This is a genomic window from Streptomyces sp. NRRL B-1140, assembly GCF_001280065.1.
GTDB lineage: Bacteria > Actinomycetota > Actinomycetes > Streptomycetales > Streptomycetaceae > Streptomyces.
The window spans coordinates 264,727-279,718 of the sequence record NZ_LGEA01000036.1 but is presented as its reverse complement, the minus strand read 5'-3'; the positions used below and the strand labels follow the sequence as shown (position 1 = coordinate 279,718).

Annotated in this window: 16 protein-coding genes; 11 read left to right on the top strand and 5 right to left on the bottom strand. The window is 70.2% G+C overall.

Translation table 11 applies throughout. The features are described from left to right. The first annotated feature begins 15 nt into the window (after window positions 1-15). The 6 genes from ADK65_RS06570 to ADK65_RS36800 all read left to right on the top strand — a co-directional run bounded on the left by ADK65_RS06570 (window position 16) and on the right by ADK65_RS36800 (window position 6,863). Window positions 16-1,014: an ABC transporter permease gene (locus ADK65_RS06570; protein ID WP_053668843.1), complete on the top strand. Its 999-nt coding sequence runs from the start codon at window positions 16-18 to the stop codon at window positions 1,012-1,014. 8 nt (window positions 1,015-1,022) lie between these two features. After that, window positions 1,023-2,786, top strand: a complete 1,764-nt coding sequence (locus ADK65_RS06565) for an ABC transporter substrate-binding protein (protein WP_199825573.1) — start codon at window positions 1,023-1,025, stop codon at window positions 2,784-2,786. Window positions 2,787-2,877: 91 nt separating this feature from the next. Next, on the top strand, window positions 2,878-3,888 hold the full coding sequence (locus ADK65_RS06560) for an ABC transporter permease (RefSeq protein ID WP_053668895.1): 1,011 nt from the start codon (window positions 2,878-2,880) through the stop codon (window positions 3,886-3,888). After that, window positions 3,885-4,967 (top strand): ABC transporter ATP-binding protein, encoded by a 1,083-nt coding sequence (locus ADK65_RS06555; protein ID WP_053668841.1) that lies wholly within the window; start codon window positions 3,885-3,887, stop codon window positions 4,965-4,967. The genes ADK65_RS06560 and ADK65_RS06555 overlap by 4 nt, the downstream gene beginning before the upstream one ends. Before the next feature lie 14 nt (window positions 4,968-4,981). Beyond that, on the top strand, window positions 4,982-6,124 hold the full coding sequence (locus ADK65_RS06550; RefSeq protein ID WP_234352804.1) for an ABC transporter ATP-binding protein: 1,143 nt from the start codon (window positions 4,982-4,984) through the stop codon (window positions 6,122-6,124). Window positions 6,125-6,188: 64 nt separating this feature from the next. Then, the gene (locus ADK65_RS36800) at window positions 6,189-6,863 is read left to right on the top strand and encodes a trimeric intracellular cation channel family protein (protein ID WP_078955836.1); all 675 of its coding nucleotides are present in this window, start codon (window positions 6,189-6,191) and stop codon (window positions 6,861-6,863) included. On the opposite strand, the gene ADK65_RS06540 is transcribed toward ADK65_RS36800, so the two are convergent. Continuing rightward, window positions 6,754-7,989: an alpha/beta hydrolase gene (locus ADK65_RS06540; RefSeq protein ID WP_053668838.1), complete on the bottom strand. Its 1,236-nt coding sequence runs from the start codon at window positions 7,987-7,989 to the stop codon at window positions 6,754-6,756. The two genes, ADK65_RS36800 and ADK65_RS06540, sit on opposite strands and share 110 nt — an antisense overlap. Window positions 7,990-8,158: 169 nt before the next feature. On the opposite strand from ADK65_RS06540, the gene ADK65_RS06535 reads away from it, so the two are divergent. Next, a complete protein-coding gene (locus tag ADK65_RS06535; RefSeq protein WP_053668837.1) occupies window positions 8,159-9,019 on the top strand; it encodes a thioesterase family protein in 861 nt (286 codons plus the stop codon). Between the two features lie 143 nt (window positions 9,020-9,162). Here the strand turns inward: ADK65_RS06535 and ADK65_RS06530 are convergent, their stop codons facing one another. Then, window positions 9,163-9,801, bottom strand: coding sequence for a TetR family transcriptional regulator (locus ADK65_RS06530; protein WP_053668836.1), 639 nt, complete (start codon window positions 9,799-9,801; stop codon window positions 9,163-9,165). 116 nt (window positions 9,802-9,917) lie between these two features. On the opposite strand from ADK65_RS06530, the gene ADK65_RS37905 reads away from it, so the two are divergent. The 3 genes from ADK65_RS37905 (at window position 9,918) to ADK65_RS06520 (ending at window position 11,703) form a co-directional block, all read left to right on the top strand. Beyond that, a complete protein-coding gene (locus tag ADK65_RS37905; RefSeq protein WP_031103608.1) occupies window positions 9,918-10,082 on the top strand; it encodes a hypothetical protein in 165 nt (54 codons plus the stop codon). Between the two features lie 44 nt (window positions 10,083-10,126). Then, window positions 10,127-10,393: a hypothetical protein gene (locus ADK65_RS06525; RefSeq protein ID WP_031103607.1), complete on the top strand. Its 267-nt coding sequence runs from the start codon at window positions 10,127-10,129 to the stop codon at window positions 10,391-10,393. Between the two features lie 140 nt (window positions 10,394-10,533). Next, a complete protein-coding gene (locus ADK65_RS06520) occupies window positions 10,534-11,703 on the top strand; it encodes a cysteine desulfurase family protein (RefSeq protein ID WP_053668835.1) in 1,170 nt (389 codons plus the stop codon). Window positions 11,704-11,770: 67 nt separating this feature from the next. Here the strand turns inward: ADK65_RS06520 and ADK65_RS06515 are convergent, their stop codons facing one another. After that, window positions 11,771-12,436: an N-acetylmuramoyl-L-alanine amidase gene (locus ADK65_RS06515; RefSeq protein ID WP_053668834.1), complete on the bottom strand. Its 666-nt coding sequence runs from the start codon at window positions 12,434-12,436 to the stop codon at window positions 11,771-11,773. A 59-nt stretch (window positions 12,437-12,495) separates the two neighbouring features. On the opposite strand from ADK65_RS06515, the gene mnmA reads away from it, so the two are divergent. Further along, window positions 12,496-13,626 (top strand): tRNA 2-thiouridine(34) synthase MnmA, encoded by a 1,131-nt coding sequence (mnmA, locus tag ADK65_RS06510; protein ID WP_053668833.1) that lies wholly within the window; start codon window positions 12,496-12,498, stop codon window positions 13,624-13,626. Between the two features lie 163 nt (window positions 13,627-13,789). Here mnmA and ADK65_RS06505 read toward each other — a convergent pair whose 3' ends face one another. Continuing rightward, complete coding sequence (locus ADK65_RS06505; RefSeq protein WP_053668894.1) at window positions 13,790-14,572, bottom strand: alpha/beta fold hydrolase; 783 nt, start codon at window positions 14,570-14,572, stop codon at window positions 13,790-13,792. A 61-nt stretch (window positions 14,573-14,633) separates the two neighbouring features. Beyond that, window positions 14,634-14,957, bottom strand: a complete 324-nt coding sequence (locus ADK65_RS06500; RefSeq protein WP_053668832.1) for a DUF427 domain-containing protein — start codon at window positions 14,955-14,957, stop codon at window positions 14,634-14,636. Window positions 14,958-14,992: the final 35 nt, after the last annotated feature.

Below are 14,992 nucleotides of genomic sequence, written 5' to 3'. Positions count from 1 at the left end.
GGGGTCAATCGCACCGTGACCGCACCGATCGAGACCACCGGGGCGGAAGCCGGAGCACAGCCCGAGGCCGTGCTCTCCGGGGTCAAGAAGAGCCAGATCGAAGGGCGCTCGCTCACTCAGATCGCCTGGATGCGCTTCAAGCGGGACAAGGTGGCGATGGCGGGAGGCGTCGTCGTCATCCTGCTCACGCTGCTGGCGGTGTTCTCCAAGCCGATCCTGTGGATCTTCAACCTCGATCCCAACAAGTTCAACCAGGACCTCATCGACCCCGCACTGCTCGCTCCCAAGGGCGGCTGGGGAGGAATGAGCTGGGACCACCCGCTCGGCGTGGACCCCCAGTACGGCCGGGACATGCTCGCCCGCATCATCGACGGCTCCTGGGTCTCCCTCCTGGTCGCGGGCGGCGCCACGCTGCTGTCCGTGTGCATCGGCACCGTGCTCGGTGTCGTCGCCGGGTACTACGGCGGCTGGATCGACAGCGTGATCAGCAGGCTCATGGACACGTTCCTGGCCTTCCCTCTGCTGCTGTTCGCCATCTCGATCTCCGCCTCCGTGCAGGACGGGTTCTTCGGTCTCGAAGGCCTGCCGCTGCGCATCTGCGTGCTGATCTTCGTGATCGGCTTCTTCAGCTGGCCGTACATCGGCCGCATCGTGCGCGCCCAGACGATGACCCTGCGCAAGCGGGAGTTCATCGAGGCCTCCACGAGCCTCGGGGCGCGCGGCCCGTACATCCTGTTCCGGGAGCTCCTCCCGAACCTCGTCGCACCGATCCTCGTCTACGCGACGCTGATCATCCCGACGAACATCCTGTTCGAGGCCGCGCTGAGCTTCCTCGGCGTCGGTATCGCGCCGCCGCAGGCTTCCTGGGGCGGCATGCTCAGCAACGCTGTGGATCTCTACACGGCTGATCCGCAGTACATGTTCGTGCCCGGACTGGCGATCTTCATCACCGTCCTGGCCTTCAACCTGCTGGGTGACGGGCTGCGTGACGCCCTCGACCCTCGCAGCAAGTGATCCATCGAATGAGGGGGCTTCCTCAGGTGAAGACGAGAAGGGTGACCGCCGGCGTTGCGTCGGTCCTGGCACTGTCGCTGGGTGCTGCCGCGTGCGGCGGAGGCGACGACAACGACGGGGGAGGCAACGGCAAGAAGGACGCCGCGCTGAACTCGATCGTCAACGCGTCGGACAAGAAGGGAGGGACGGTCACGTACGAGCACTCGGACGTGCCGGACTCCCTCGACCCCGGCAACACGTACTACGGCTGGGTCCAGAACTTCTCCCGCCTCTACGGCCGGACGCTCACCACGTTCAAGCCGGCGGCGGGCAAGGCGGGCCTGGAGGTCGTGCCGGACCTCGCCGAGGGGCTCGGCAAGTCCAGCCCGGACGCCAAGACCTGGACGTACAAGCTGCGTGCCGGTGTGAAGTTCCAGGACGGCACCCCGGTGACGTCCAAGGACGTGAAGTACGCCATCGAGCGCTCCAACTTCGCGCCCGAGGCGCTGTCCAACGGCCCGACGTACTTCAAGTCGTACCTGGAGGGCGGCGACAAGTACAAGGGCCCCTACAAGGACAAGTCCGCCGAGGGCATCAAGTCCATCGAGACGCCGGACGACCGGACGATCGTCTTCAAGCTGAAGCAGCCGTTCGCCGACTTCGACTACCTGGCGACGTTCTCGCAGACGGCCCCCGTGCCGCAGGCGAAGGACACCGGTGCGAAGTACGTGCAGGCCATCCAGTCCACCGGCCCGTACCAGTTCCAGTCCTACGAGGAGGGCCGCGGCGCCACCCTCGTGCGCAACAAGCAGTGGGACGCCAAGACGGACCCGGTCCGCAAGGCCCTGCCGGACAAGATCACGATCAAGTTCAAGGTCAACCCGGTGACGGTCGACAACGACCTGCTCTCCGACAAGATCACGGCTGACGCGGCCGGCACCGGTGTGCAGCCGCAGACCCAGCCGAAGGTGCTGCGCGGCAAGTACGCCAACCAGACGGACGGCTCCTACGCGGGCGCCACGCAGTACATCGCGCTCAACGTGAACGTGAAGCCGTTCGACAACGCCGACTGCCGCAAGGCCGTGCAGTGGGGCCTCGACAAGCAGTCGGTGCTCGACGCCATGGGCGGTTCGCCCAAGGGCGACGTGGCGACCACGCTGCTGCCGCCGTCGGTGAACGGCTACACCAAGTTCGACACCTACGCGACCGAAGGTCACAAGGGTGACGTGGCCAAGGCCAAGGAGGCCCTGAAGGCGTGCGGCAAGCCGAACGGCTTCAACACGATCCTGACGGCCCGCTCCGACCGTCCCGCCGAGGTCGCCGCGGCGACCGCCGTCCAGGCGTCGCTGAAGAAGATCGGCATCAACGTCGAGATCAAGCAGTTCCCCTCCGGCAAGTACTTCTCGAACTTCGCCGGTGTCCCGAGCTACGTCCACGACAACAAGCTCGGCATGCTCTCGATGGCGTGGGGTGCCGACTGGCCGACCGGCTACGGCTTCCTCGACCAGATCATCAACGGTGCCGCCATCAAGCCCTCGGGCGGCAACAACCTGATGGAGCTGGACGACCCGAAGATCAACAAGGCCCTGACGGACGCGATCGCCAACACCGACGACGCGGCCCGCACCAAGGCCTGGGGTGACATCGACAAGATGGTGCTCGACAACGCCTCGGTCGTCCCGCTGATCTACCGCAAGAACCTGCTGCTCCGGCCGACGTCCGCGCAGAACGTCACGGTCACGCAGGCCTACCTGGGCATGTACGACTACCTGCTGATGAGCTCCGCGAAGTAATTCAGCAGGCCGGATCCTTTCGAAAGGCAGGTGAAGGCACCGGGTGGCCGCGGCGGACGACCCCGCCGCGGCCACCCGGGGCCGTACCGCTGTGGCTGCGTACATCCTCCGACGCGTCATGGGCGCAGTGCTGTTGCTGCTGGTGGTCAGCGCAGTCACCTTCGCCATCTTCTTCCTGGTCCCCCGCCTCGGGGGGCAGACGGCCGACCAGTTGGCCACCCAGTACGTCGGCAAGGACGCGAACCCCGCGTCCGTCGCCGCGATCAAGCAGAACCTGGGTCTGGACCAGCCGCTCTACGTCCAGTACTGGGACTTCCTCAAGGGCCTCGTGGTGGGCGCCGACTACAAGTTCGGTCCCGACGCGACGCACTGCAGCGCACCCTGCTTCGGGTACTCCTTCAAGAGCCACATCGAGGTGTGGCCGCAGTTGGAGCAGCGGATCCCCGTCTCCTTCTCGCTGGCCGTCGGTGCGGCCGTGATCTGGCTGGTCACGGGCGTGACGACCGGTGTCATCTCGGCGCTGCGCAAGGGCAAGCCGATCGACCGCTTCTCCATGTTCATCGCGCTCGCCGGCGTCTCGCTGCCGATCTTCTTCACCGGCCAGATCCTGCTCGCGCTCTTCGTCTACGAGATCCCCGTCTGGGACAGCATCGACTACGTCCCCTTCACCGACAACCCGGCCGAATGGGCCTGGCACCTGATGCTCCCCTGGATCAGCCTCGCCTTCCTCTTCTCCGCGCTCTACGCCCGGCTCACCCGGGCGGGCATGCTGGAGACGATGAGCGAGGACTACATCAGGACGGCCAGGGCCAAGGGTCTGAAGGAGACCACGGTCGTGGCGAAGCACGGCCTGCGCTCCGCACTCACCCCGATCGTCACCATCTTCGGCATGGACTTCGGCACCCTGGTCGGCACCGCGGTGCTCACCGAGACCGTGTTCTCCCTCCAGGGCATCGGCGCCTACTCGGTGCAGGCCATCAAGGACAACGACCTGCCCATCGTGATGGGCGTGACCCTGGTCGCCGCGTTCTTCATCGTCTTCTGCAATCTGATCGTCGACCTGGTGTACGCCGCCATCGACCCCCGGGTGAGGTACTCGTGAGCAAGCTCGACAAAGCCGCGCTCGGCGAACCGGACACCACCGCCGCGTCCGTCCCGGACGACGTGTTCCTGTCCGTCCGCGATCTGCGCATCCACTTCGACACCGACGACGGCCTGGTCAAGTCCGTCGACGGCGTCAGCTTCGACGTGCGCAAGGGCAAGACCCTGGGCATCGTGGGCGAGTCCGGCTCCGGCAAGTCGGTCACCTCGCTCGGCGTGATGGGCCTGCACCGCTCGGCGCGCGCCAAGGTCTCCGGCGAGGTCTGGCTGGATGGCCAGGAGCTCATCGCGGCCGACCCCGACGACGTACGGCGGCTGCGCGGCCGGAAGATGGCCATGATCTTCCAGGACCCGCTGTCGGCGATGCACCCCTACTACTCGGTGGGGCAGCAGATCGTCGAGGCGTACCGGGTCCACCACGACGTCAGCAAGAAGGTCGCCAAGCAGCGGGCGATCGAGATGCTCGACCGGGTCGGCATCCCCGAGCCCGGCAAGCGCGTCGACGGATTCCCGCACGAGTTCTCCGGCGGTATGCGCCAGCGCGCCATGATCGCCATGTCGCTGGTGAACAACCCCGAGCTGCTCATCGCCGACGAGCCGACCACCGCCCTGGACGTCACCGTGCAGGCGCAGATCCTGGACCTGATCCGGGACCTGCAGAAGGAGTTCGGCTCCGCGGTCATCATGATCACCCACGACCTGGGCGTGGTCGCCGAGATGGCCGACGACCTGCTGGTCATGTACGGCGGCCGGTGCATCGAACGCGGCCCCGCCGAGGACGTGTTCTCCGCGCCCCGCCACCCCTACACCTGGGGCTTGCTCGGCTCGATGCCGCGTCTGGACCGCGAGGAGACCGACCGGCTCATCCCGATCAAGGGGGCGCCGCCCTCCCTCATCAACCTCCCGTCCGGCTGCGCCTTCCACCCGCGCTGCCCGTACGCGGACATCCCGAAGGACAACGTCACCCGCACGGTCCGCCCCGAGCTGACCGAGGTCGGCGGCTCGCACTGGGCCGCCTGCCACATGACGCAGGAGCAGCGGGAGCGTATCTGGACCGAAGAGATTGCGCCGAAGCTGTGAGCGACGACAAAACGGTGAGCACACCGGACACGAGCGGGAGCACCCTCACCAAGGGCACCACCGCCGACGGCGAGGTCCTGCTGAAGGTGACCGGCCTTCAGAAGCACTTCCCGATCCGCAAGGGCCTGCTCCAGCGGCAGACCGGTGCGGTGCGTGCCGTCGACGGCATCGACTTCGAGGTGCGCAAGGGCGAGACGCTGGGCGTCGTCGGCGAGTCGGGCTGCGGCAAGTCGACCATGGGCCGGCTGATCACCCGGCTGCTCGAACCGACCGGCGGCTCGGTCCAGTTCGAGGGCAAGGACATCACGCACCTGAAGACCGGCGAGCTGCGCCCCATGCGCCGCGACGTGCAGATGATCTTCCAGGACCCGTACTCCTCGCTGAACCCCCGCCACACGATCGGCACGATCGTCAGCGCCCCCTTCCGGCTCCAGGGCGTCCAGCCCGAGGGCGGGGTCAAGAAGGAGGTCCAGCGGCTGCTGTCGGTGGTCGGCCTCAACCCCGAGCACTACAACCGCTATCCGCACGAGTTCTCCGGCGGTCAGCGCCAGCGCATCGGCATCGCCCGCGCGCTCGCGCTCAACCCCAAGCTGGTCGTGGCGGACGAGCCGGTCTCCGCGCTGGACGTGTCGATCCAGGCGCAGGTGGTGAACCTGCTGGACGACCTCCAGGAGGAGCTGGGCCTGACGTATGTGATCATCGCGCACGACCTGTCGGTGGTCCGGCACGTCTCGGACCGGATCGCGGTGATGTACCTCGGCAAGATCGTCGAGCTGGCCGAACGCGACCAGCTGTACAAGTCGCCGATGCACCCGTACTCCAAGGCGCTGCTGTCGGCCGTGCCGATCCCGGACCCCAAGCGCCGGGGCGTCAAGAGCGAGCGCATCCTGCTCAAGGGCGACGTGCCCTCGCCCATCGCCCCGCCGAGCGGTTGCCGCTTCCACACCCGGTGCTGGAAGGCGACGCAGATCTGCAAGACGACCGAGCCGCCGCTCAAGGAGCTGCGGGCCGGACAGCAGGTCGCCTGTCACCACCCGGAGAACTTCGAGGACCAGCAGCCGCAGGACACCCAACTGCTGTCGTCGGCCGCCGAGGTGGCCGCCGACAACGGCGTGGACAAGACCGCCGGCAACGGCACCGCACCCGCCGAGAAGTGAGCCCGGCCGAGCCCCCGCCCTCGCACATCAGGGCGGGGGCTCACTCGTAGGGGAAAATGCCCGTGTGCTCCAGCAACTCTTCAGCCCCTCCGTCCAGCACACGCTCGACCTGATCGGCATCTTCGTCTTCGCGATCTCCGGTGCCCTGCTGGCCGTGCGCAAGAACTTCGACGTGTTCGGCATGGCCGTCCTCGCGGAGGTCACCGCGTTGGGCGGCGGGCTGTTCCGCGACCTGGTCATCGGGGCCGTACCGCCGGCCGCCTTCACGGACCTGGGGTACTTCCTCACCCCGCTGCTCGCCACCCTCCTCGTGTTCTTCCTGCACCCCCAGGTGGAGCGCATCCAGATCGCGGTGAACGTCTTCGACGCGGCCGGTCTCGGCCTGTTCTGCGTCGCCGGCACGATCAAGGCCTACGAGTACGGGCTCGGCCTGACCGCGTCCGCCGGCCTGGGGCTGACCACCGCCGTGGGTGGCGGCGTGCTGCGGGACGTCCTCGCCAACGAGGTCCCCTCCCTGCTGCGCTGGGACCGGGACCTGTACGCGGTCCCGGCGATCGTCGGCTCCGCCCTGGCCGCCCTGTGCATCCGCTATGACGCCCTGAACCCGCTCACCAGCGGTGTCGCGGTGATCACCGCCTTCGTACTGCGCCTGCTCGCGATGCGGTACCACTGGCGAGCTCCGCGGGCGTGGCACCGGCGGTCGACGGTGAGCGAGGAGGAACAGCCCGTCCTGCCGTGACCCGGCCGATGCCCATCTGCTGGGTCAGCCAGCGGAACGCCGGGACCACCTGCGGCCGCCACAGCGCCATGTTGTGGCCGCCCGCGCTCTTCGGGATGTACACGACGTGCACGGTCGTCGGGGCCTTCGCGGCCCGCTGCAGGGCCACGGCGTCCTCGTAGCCGTCGTGCGGCTGGCCGGAGAGGTACAGCGCGATCCGCGGCGGGACGGCCGACCTGCGCAGCATCAGGAGCGGGTTGTTGGCGGAGCGCAGGGCCGGGCTCTGCGCGGTGAGCGAGTCGCGCTCGCCGCTCGGGTCGTTGTAGCCGGACATGCTGACGGTGGCCCGGTAGCGGTCGGGATGGGCGACGGCGAGCCTGGTCGCGCAGTGCGCCCCGGCCGAGTAGCCGGCCACGGCCCAGCCCTGCGGCGCGGACTCGGCGCGGAAGTTGTCCATGACCATCTTCGGTACGTCGACGCTCAGCCAGGTGTCCGCGTCGACCGTGCCCGGGACGTTGGCGCAGCCGGTGTCCACCGCGGCCAGCAGGTTGGTACGGGGCGCGACCAGGATGAACGGGGCCACCCGGCCGTCGCGCATCAGCGGCTGAAGCTGCTCGTGCGCGTCCAGCGAGCCGAACCACGCCTTCGCCGAGCCGGGGTAGCCGGGCAGCAGCTCCACGACCGGGAACCGGTGGTGCCGGTAGGCCGGTTCGCCGTACTGCGGCGGCAGCCAGACGTAGACCTCGGCGTTCACCCCCGACACCCGGCCCGCGAGCTGGGTCACCCGCACCCCGCCGGCCGCGCCCATCCCGGGTCCGGTGGCGAGCTCGAAGGTCTGGCGCACCTTGGGCAGCCGCGTGAGCGCGATGCCGCCGGTGCCGTCGGCGCCCAGATCGGCCGCCTGCTCCACGTGGTCGCCGGTGCCGAGCAGGTCGGCCCAGTTGTCGTACAGGTTGTCGGCGTTGTTGACCAGGGTGAAGACCAGGGCCACGGCCGTCCCCTGCGCGAACAGCAGCATCAGCGCCCGGGCCGCGAGACGCAGGGCCCGGTGCCCGCGGACGCGCGACCAGAGGACCAGTGGCAGCACCAGGGCGGCGACGGACAGGACGACCAGCGTGCAGAGGAACGGAGTTCCGGTGAGGCTCATGCCCCTACAGAGGAGGGAAGGCGTACGGGGGTTTACGGATGAGTCCGACACTTACCGAGAAATTGCCCGTGTCTCACCAAGGCGGGACCCAGGCCGGCAGGGGAGCCTGTGACCCGAGCCCCTGGCACAAAGCTACCGCTTAGTAATGAGTTCTTGTACTGTTTCGGTCATGCCAGAAGCAGCCACCGCCCCGGCCGCCCGGGCCACGATCGGCGACAGCGAGTTCGACCGCGACACCGCGCTCACCCGCCGCGCGCCGGGCGTCTACGACATCGACCTCTCCGCCGGCTGGACGATCATCAGCGCCGTCAACGGCGGCTACCTGCTGGCCGTCCTGGGCCGCGCCCTGGCGGACGCCCTGCCGCACGCCGACCCCTTCACGATCTCGGCGCACTACCTGACCGCGTCCCAGCCCGGCCCCGCGGTCGTCCGCACGGACGTCGTCCGCACCGGCCGCACCCTGTCGACCGGCCAGGCCTCCCTCTTCCAGTACGACGACGAGGGCCGCGAGATCGAACGCATCCGGGTCCTCGCCTCCTACGGCGACCTGGACACCCTGCCCGACGACGTGCGCACCACGGCCCGGCCGCCCGCGATCCCGCCGATGGAACACTGCTTCGGCCCGGAGGACGGGCCCGCCCCCGTCGACGGCAGCTCGGCCATCACCGAGCGCCTGATGCTCAAGCTCGACCCGTCCACCCTCGGCTGGGCCCTCGGGCAGCCCTCCGGCAAGGGTGAGATGCGAGCCTGGTTCGGGCTGAAGGACGGGCGTGATCACGACCCGCTCTCGCTGCTGCTCGCGGTCGACGCCCTGCCGCCCACCGCCTTCGAGCTCGGCCTGAAGGGCTGGGTGCCGACCGTCGAGCTGACCGTGCACGTCCGGTGCCGCCCGGCGCCGGGCCCGCTGCGGGTGTCGATCACCACCCGCAACCTCGCCGGCGGCTTCCTCGAGGAGGACGCCGAGGTGTGGGACAGCGCCGACCGGCTGGTCGCGCAGTCCCGGCAGCTGGCGCGGGTCCGGCTGGGCTGAACTCGGCCTCGCCGGCAGGCGGGCGCCGGGGGGAGAGCGGTTGAGGTGCCACTGCTGCAGGAGGACGAGCCCGGCTCACCCGGGCACGGCGGGGGCGGCGCGTCCGGAGGACGGGCGCGGCGCCCCCGTCCGTCGTACGGGTGTCAATCCAGCCAGTGGTGGCGGCCGAGGCCGATCAGCCGCATCTGGCGGGTCGCCAGCTGCGTCACGTGCCGGGTCCGGGCCGGGCGCTCCTCCGCCGGCCCCTCCAGGGCCTCCAGGAACAGCGACGCCGTGCTCAGCATCTGGTCGACGTAGAGATGCGCGAGCATCAGCAGGTCGTCCTCGCTCCAGCCCTCCGAGACCGGATCCTTGGCCAGTTCGTCCTTGACCTCCTGGGCGAAGCGGGCCAGTTGGCCCCTTATCGCCTCCCGAACCGGCTGAACTCCGCCATGTCGTTCACGAGCGATGAAACGGACATGGGCGGGGTACCCGTCGACGTGACGGGCGATCAGGTCGATGGTGCGCACGATGCGTTCCTCGTGGTCGCCCGTCGTGGACACCGTCGTCCGGATCATCGGGTGCAGGCTGCCCAGCGCCTCCTCGACCAGGGCCACGCCCAGATCCGCCGTGGAGCGGAAGTGGCGGTAGAAGGCGGTCGGGGCGACACCGACGGCGCGGGTGACCTCGCGCAGTCCCAGGCTGCTGAGGCTCTGCTCCTCCAGCAGCCCGAGGGCCGCGTCGAGGAGTGCCTGCCGGGTCTTCTGCTTCTGGGCCTGCCGGATGCCGAGGGTGTGACTCATACCATGCAGTTAACAACTGTTCTCTGGAATTGGAAAGTCATGGGAGGCGTTAGACTGGGAAGTCAGTGAACAACTGTAACCACAAACGTTCACCGAAACCCTGGGGGTTGTTTCCCGTGCTGTTCATCGTCGCCGCACTCCTGCTGCTGGGAGTCGTCCTGGGCACCGTGGCCCACGCTCCGCTCACCTTCTCCGTGGCCGTCGGCGCCGTCATCGCCGTCTGGCTCGGCATCTTCGCGCTCCGCGAGCGCGGCCGCCGGCGCCACACGCAGGCCCACTGACACCGCCCATCAGCCCTTCGATCCGACTTCGGGAGTCGTTCACCATGCAGCTCACCGCTCCGGCCTCGCGCCGCACCGGTATCCGCGACACCGACGGCATGGCCGTCGCGTCCTTCATCCTCGGCCTGCTCGGCCTCCTCGTGCTCAACCTCTTCCTCGGCCCGATCGCCATCGTGCTGGCGAGTGTCGCCCTGTGGCGCGGCACCGAGCGCCGCGGCCGCGCGCTGCTGGGTCTGGGCCTGGGCGTCGCCGACCTGCTGGTCCTCGCCGCGTTCATGGAGTTCGACAGCACCATCTCGTGGAGCTTCTGAGCCGCCGTCGGACGACCGTCCGCCGGTACGCCGCGGCCGGGCCCGAGGACGACGGGCCGTCGCCGCGCCGGAAAGCGGTTCACGATCGGCCGGGCTTGCTCTGAGGCCGGTCGGAGGGGAGCCGTAGAATCGGGCTCACCATGGCTTACCTCGACCACGCCGCGACCACCCCGATGCTCCCGGAGGCGGTTGAGGCGTTCACCGCCCAGCTGGGTGCCACCGGCAACGCGTCCTCCCTCCACGCATCCGGCAGGCAGGCCCGCCGCACCGTCGAGGAGGCCCGCGAGACCCTCGCCGAAGCCCTCGGCGCCCGCCCCAGCGAGGTCGTCTTCACCTCGGGCGGCACGGAGGCCGACAACCTCGCCGTCAAGGGCCTCTACTGGTCACGCCGCGACGCCGACCCCGCCCGCACCCGCGTCCTCGCCAGCCCCGTCGAGCACCACGCGGTCCTCGACGCCGTGCACTGGCTCGGCGAACACGAAGGCGCCACCGTCGAGTACCTCCCGGTCGACGCCCACGGCCGCGTCCACCCCGGCGCCCTGCGCGAGGCGATCGTCCGCAACCCCGACGACGTGGCCCTCGCCACCGTCATGTGGGCGAACAACGAGATCGGGACGATCCTGCCCGTCCGTGAACTCGCCGACGTGGCAGCAGAGTTCGGGATCCCGCTGCACGCGGACGCCGTCCAGGCCTTCGGTCAGATCCCGGTCGACTTCGCCGCCTCGGGTCTCGCCGCCATGACCGTCTCGGGCCACAAGATCGGCGGACCCTACGGCATCGGCGCGCTGATCCTCGGCCGCGAGCACACCCCCGTACCCGTCCTGCACGGCGGCGGTCAGGAGCGGCACGTGCGCTCCGGCACCCTCGACGTGCCCGCCGTCGCCTCCTTCGCCGTCGCCGGCCGGCTCGCCGCCGAGCAGCGCGAGTGGTTCGCCCGCGAGATCGGCGCCCTGCGCGACAGCCTCGTCACCGCGGTCCGCTCGGCCGTGCCGGACGCGATCCTCGGCGGCGACCCGGACCCCGCCGGGCGCCTCCCCGCCAACGCGCACTTCACCTTCCCCGGCTGCGAGGGCGACTCCCTGCTGCTCCTGCTCGACGCGCAGGGCATCGAGTGCTCCACCGGCTCCGCCTGCACCGCCGGCGTGGCCCAGCCCAGCCACGTCCTCCTCGCCACCGGCACCGACCCCGACCTGGCCCGCGGCACCCTGCGCTTCTCCCTCGGCCACACCTCCACCGAGGCCGATGTCGAGGCCCTGGCGAAGGCCATCGGCCCGGCGGTGGAACGGGCCAGGGCGGCGGGGCTGACCTAGGGCCTGTCGTTCGGGTCATCTCGGCGCCGCGGGGCACAGGAGCAGCCGGCGCCGACGAGCCCTGAGCTCAGGCCGGGGTCGTACGCGCCCGGCGTATCAGGCGCATGTACTTCTCCCAGTCCCAGTGCCGCCCCGGGTCCGTGTGGTCCGTGCCCGGGACCTCCACGTGGCCGATGATGTGCTCGCGGTCGACGGGTATGTCGTAGCGGGCGCAGATCCGCGCCGTGAGCCGGGCCGACGCCTCGTACATCTCGTCCGTGAAGTCCTGCGGGCGGTCCACGAAACCCTCGTGCTCGATGCCGACACTGCGTTCGTTGTAGTCGCGGTTGCCCGCGTGGTACGCCACGTCCAGCTCACGGATCATCTGCGCCACATGCCCGTCCTGCCCGACGATGTAGTGCGCGGCCGCCCTGTGCCCCGGGTCCTGGAAGGCCTTCACGGCACTGTCGAAGCTGCCTTGGGTGACATGGACGACCACCATGTCGATGCCGTAGTCGTCGGGCCGGTCCGCGCGGCGCCAGTTCGCCTCCGACGCCGCCACCCAGCGCGCGCCCGCGTAGTCGACCTCGCCCTCCTTGCGCGGCTTCTCCACGCCCGGAGTCCGCCACCACAGACGCGCCAGCTCGTCCCGGGCGAGCACGGCGGAGCCCGCCGCGGCCACCGTGCCGCCGATCAGCAGCGCGCGGCGGCCGACCTTCCGGTCGCCGTCCCTCGAAGCCTTCCGCTGTCCCATGTGATCGACAACGGATACCCGGCGGCCCCGGTTCCCGCGCCCCGTACCCTGGAAGGGTTATGACTGAGACCCCGCAGCGCCCCCGTCCCCTCCGCGTCCTGGCCGCCATGTCCGGCGGAGTCGACTCCGCCGTCGCCGCCGCCCGCGCGGCCGAAGCGGGCCACGACGTGACCGGCGTCCACCTCGCGCTCTCCGCCAATCCCCAATCCTTCCGGACCGGCGCGCGGGGCTGCTGCACCATCGAGGACTCCCGCGACGCCCGCCGCGCCGCCGACGTCATCGGCATCCCGTTCTACGTGTGGGACCTCGCCGACCGCTTCCGCGAGGACGTCGTCGAGGACTTCGTCGCCGAGTACGAGGCCGGCCGCACCCCCAACCCCTGCCTGCGCTGCAACGAGAAGATCAAGTTCGCCGCGCTCCTCGACAAGGCGCTCGCGCTCGGCTTCGACGCGGTCTGCACGGGCCACTACGCCCAGGTGATCGTGCGCGAGGACGGCACCCGCGAGCTGCACCGCGCCTCCGACATGGCCAAGGACCAGTCCTACGTCCTCGGCGTGCTGGACGACCGGCAGCTCGCCCACGCGATGTTCCCGCTCGGCGACACCGTCACCACCAAGGACGAGATCCGCGCCGAGGCCGAGCGCAGGGGCCTGGCCGTGGCCAAGAAGCCCGACTCGCACGACATCTGCTTCATCGCCGACGGCGACACCCAGGGCTTCCTCGCGAACCGGCTCGGCCGCTCCGAGGGCGACATCGTCGACGAGTCCGGCACCAAGGTCGGCACCCACGAGGGCGCGTACGGCTTCACCATCGGCCAGCGCAAGGGCCTGCGCATCGGCACCCCGGCCCCCGACGGCAAGCCGCGCTACGTCCTCGACATCTCGCCGGTCGACAACACGGTGACCGTCGGTCCGGCGTCCGCCCTGGACGTCAGCGCCCTCACCGCGATCAAGCCCCGCTGGTGCGGCGCCGCCCCCGCCGGCCCCGGCACCTACACGGCTCAGCTGCGTGCCCACGGCGGCGAGACCGAGGTGAGCGCCGAAGTCGTCGACGGCTCCTTGGAGGTCACCTTCACCGAGCCCGTCCGCGGTGTCGCCCCCGGCCAGGCGATCGTGCTGTACGACGGCACGCGTGTGGTGGGCTCGGCGACGATCGCCTCGACGACCCGGGCGACGGCGGGCGTGGCCTGATCCGGAGCGCGGGGCGTGCGCCCCTCACACCCGCGTGCCTGCGTGAGGCGCGTGTGACCCGTGCCCCTTTTCGTGGCAGGGGCGAGCCCCGTGCCCCCGTGACGCACTGCCGACGGGCCAGTGCCCCGCTCCCGTGACGAGCGGGGGCCCCGCGCCGCCCGGCTCAGTCCCGGCTGAAGAACTCGGTGAGCACCGGCGCCAGGACGTTCGGCTCGACCATGTGCGTCTGCCCCTGGAGCGCGCGGTAGCTGCCCTCGGGGACCGATTCCGCGATCGCCCGGGCCGCCTCGCGCAGCCACTCGGGGCTCGCGTCGCCCGCCACCGCCAGGACGGGGACGCCGACCGAGCCCAGCCGGGAGCGGGGGACGGTGCCGTCGCCCATCACGGCGTCGTCGTAGGCGAGGCTCGGGGCCATCGCCTCCATCCCGGCCCACATGGGGGACTGGCGGGCGCCCTGGATCATGCTCTCGGCGAGACCTGTCAGCCGCAGGAACAGTTCGACCGCTTCCCCGCGCCGTCCCTCGCCGAGCGCCTCCGTCAGCCGCCGGGTGTATTCGGCACGCTCCCTGGCGCCCTCCTCCGACATCGCGAACGGTGTCTCGTAGACGGCCACGCGCCGCACCGGCAGCCCGCTCGCGGCCGCCTGGAGCGCCAGCGCCCCGCCCGAGGAGATGCCGTAGAGCAGCGCCTCGCCGCCCACGGCCTCGATCACGGCGGCCAGGTCCTCGACCTCACGCTCCACGGCGTAGGGCGCGGTGTCACCGCTGGCGCCGCGGCCCCGCCGGTCGTACACCACGGCCTGGAAACGCTCCGACAGTGACACGGCCAGCGGCGCCAGAGTGCCGCCCGTCGACATCGCGCCGCTCACCAGGACGACCGCGGGGCCGCGTCCGGTGCTCTCGTAGGCGATGCGGGTGCCGTCGCGCGAAAGGATCTTCTTGTCCATGCTCATGCAGACTGCCGCACGGCGCGGACTTCATCGGTGAAGCGGGCGGCGCGTCAGCCGATCAGAGCACTTCCACTTCGTAGAAGCACAGGTGGTCCTTGATCTCGGCGACGTCCGGTTTGGGGTCGGGATACGCCCAGACGAGGTCCGCCGCGTCCGGCAGTGACCAGTAGGACGCGGTGCCCTTGAACGGGCAGTAGGTCTGTGTACCGGACGGTGTCAGCAGGTCGAGGCGCACGTCCTCGGCCGGGATGTAGTACCGCTCGGGACAGCCCGTCTCGCGCAGCACCAGCGACCTCTCGCTCTCGGCCAGCACCTGCCCGCCGTGCACCACGCGCACGCGCCCGTCACTCCGCTCGACGGTGATGCGATGTCCTCGGGTCACGATCGCCCTCCTCGGGTAGCCGACTCCACCGGTAC